The 2667-nt window shown below is 50.4% G+C and carries 1 protein-coding gene; it reads left to right on the forward strand.

Annotated elements, in window-relative coordinates; all coding sequences use genetic code 11:
• Window positions 1-858 precede the first annotated feature (858 nt).
• Window positions 859-2358 carry a stalk domain-containing protein gene (locus tag HPY90_RS15755; protein ID WP_287195915.1) on the forward strand — a complete coding sequence of 500 codons (1500 nt, stop codon included), beginning with the start codon at window positions 859-861 and terminating at the stop codon, window positions 2356-2358.
• The last annotated feature ends 309 nt before the right edge of the window (window positions 2359-2667 follow it).

The following is a 2667-nucleotide window of genomic DNA, read 5'->3' on the forward strand; positions in this document are numbered from 1 at the left end:
GACAAATCGAGCATGAAATAGGATATCTCAGGAGAAAGATACTCGTCCCTGTGCCCGAGGTAGATACTGTTGAAGAACTGAACCAGAATATTTTGGATGAATTACCTAAGCTGTGCCGAACAAGGACGGTTCCTCTATGACGGATTAGAGCACCGCTTGATGGGTTCAGCACAGCAGAATATTCACTGCCGAGAATGGATTGGAGAAACGTGAAAAACTTGCCCGAGTTCAACGTCAGGCCACCTGACCTTAGCTGCTATGACCAGCTTCTGAAAGGTCACTGAATGTCAGAAAGAAATGGGAAGTCCCTATGAAGAAGATCCCCCGAATTCTTCGCGCAGGGAAATCACGAGTATTGGGCAGACCTTGCAGGAACAAGTATACCTAATGCGGCACTGGCAAATACGCCCTGCAAATGCGTTAGTCGTACGTTATCCTAGACCAGCTAGACTGCTAATTTCTCTTTGTTTTGGTGCCGCTGGTTGACCGCAATTACGGCTGCGTACACGGCTATGGCAAGGCGGCAACCGGCTAAGCAAACAGGGGTTCTGTCCGAGTCGAAGCATGACCGGTATTTACATGCTAAGAAACAAGATAAAGGACAACCAGGGGTTCCGTCCCAGTCGAACCCGGCTTGGGGATGCTTGGCGTTACGCCGGTTAAGCGGCAGCCCCGACCCCACTTCACAGACAGCATGAAGCTTGTATCCGAACCACTTAACCGGGTTGCCGTTGGTATCGCTTTTTGTACCCCAGTCAGTGCTTTTGCCATTAGAAATTGGTTAGAGTGCAAAAGCCTCAGATAGACAATTCCAACCACAGAGGATTACAGGGTCGTATTGAGAGGAGTGAAACTGGATTGTACAGGGCCAGGAGAAGTGAAGCGACTGCATCTCGAACTATGTACTTGCTGGCTTTGATTCTTACCCTGACCACGGTCATCTTAGTTCTCATTCCTGGCAGGGCTTTCCCAGCAGACAGTGTTACAGCAGGTAGCGCAAAGGTAAAGATTTCTGATGGAATTCGAAATGTACAGATGGTTTGGGTCGACCTTAAAGATCCTTCGGTAAGAATCGAAGCAGCGTTAGCGCAGAATAGGGTCGGATCCGTAGAGAACCTAGCTGATATGGCGATGCGTAAGCAATCACCGGACACCGAAGTACTGGCTGCGATCAACGGGACTTTCTTTCACGCGTATGGGGAACCCCCCACCCCATGGGGAACTATCCAGACAGAAGGCAAGTTTGTTCACCTGGGTAATACCGGAACGTGCATTGGATTCACTGCGGATAACAAGGTGCGCATGGATAATCTATATGTTTCCATAGATGGATATTTAGAGGACAGCGGCGAGTTGGTTAACAACTGGTACGCATGGAACATTAACCATTCGTATGAGGACAGCAGTTCAATTGTGATATACACCCCTGAATTCGGAGCCAGGACACCGGATCATGACCTGACATCGATAGTCGTAGAAAACGGCACGGTAAGAGAAGTTGTCGGGGGACCGGCGAGGATTCCTGCAAACGGGTTCACCGTGGTCACCGGCAATAATGTCATAATATCCCGATTCACTCCGGGCCAAAAAGCGGAATACCGGTTAGAGTTCAGCAGGGCCCGTAGTGGGGAGCCAGTGGACTGGGAAGGCGTATACGCCACTATTGGTGCCGGACCGCGATTATTAAAGAATGGAACGATATGCGTAGCTCCGGAAGCTGAAGGTTTCACCGAGGCCAAGATTACCGCGAATCGAGGACAAAGGAGTTTCATAGGTGTCAGGAACGATCAGGTTCTTATAATGGGGACTGTGCCGAACGTTACTGTCTATGAGCTTGCTGAGATCGCCCTTTCGCTCGGGTTGTACGACGCCATGAACCTGGACGGCGGGGCGTCTTCTGGGTTGTGGTACAGGGGTAAGTATTTGACAACGCCGGGACGACTGCTGAGCAATGCCCTGGTTGTTACGAGAAAAACAGGTTTGGAGCGCGTCTCGACCAATGTCCAAGTAGTCGTGAATGGCAAGAAATTATCTTGCAACCCTGCTCCCTGCATCGAGAATTCTAGGGTCATGCTGCCTATGCGGGTTCTGTTTGAAGCGGTGGGGGCTGAGGTCACCTGGAACGAGAAGCTCAAAAGCATCACAGCGGAAAAAGGAGACAAGAACATCATCCTAAGGCTCAACTCTCCTAAAGCCGAAATCAACGGCAAGACAGTTGATTTGGATGTCCCCCCTAGAGTTACCGAAGGGAAGGTGTTCGTTCCCCTGCGCTTCGTGGGCGAGGCCTTGGAGGCTAAGGTGGAGTGGAGGGCAAGAGAAGGAGCCGTCTATGTCCGGACGGTACCCGAAGCTGGGTAATAGGATACTCGTGTCATTGTCAATGGACCGGTTGCCGAACCGATCAACGCGTCGGGAGCGGTGCGGCTCGTCCATCTCTTGCTGGTCCGCTGGTCTTGTTGCTCAATGCCATTTTTACCGGGAGCCTTGCTTTGGCTTGCTATTTTTACACAATTATACGGACTCAACTGCTGTGCGGGGCGGGGACTGTACAATTAACTGTGTAAACCCCTTTGGGAAAAAGGTAAACTTTTACCAAGGGGGTAAGGAAAATGGACGAAAAACTTTTTAGGAAGCACCTTCGGGAATTTATCAAAGAAAACAATCTGG

Source organism: Syntrophothermus sp. (assembly GCF_013314835.1).
GTDB lineage: Bacteria > Bacillota > Syntrophomonadia > Syntrophomonadales > Syntrophothermaceae > Syntrophothermus > Syntrophothermus lipocalidus.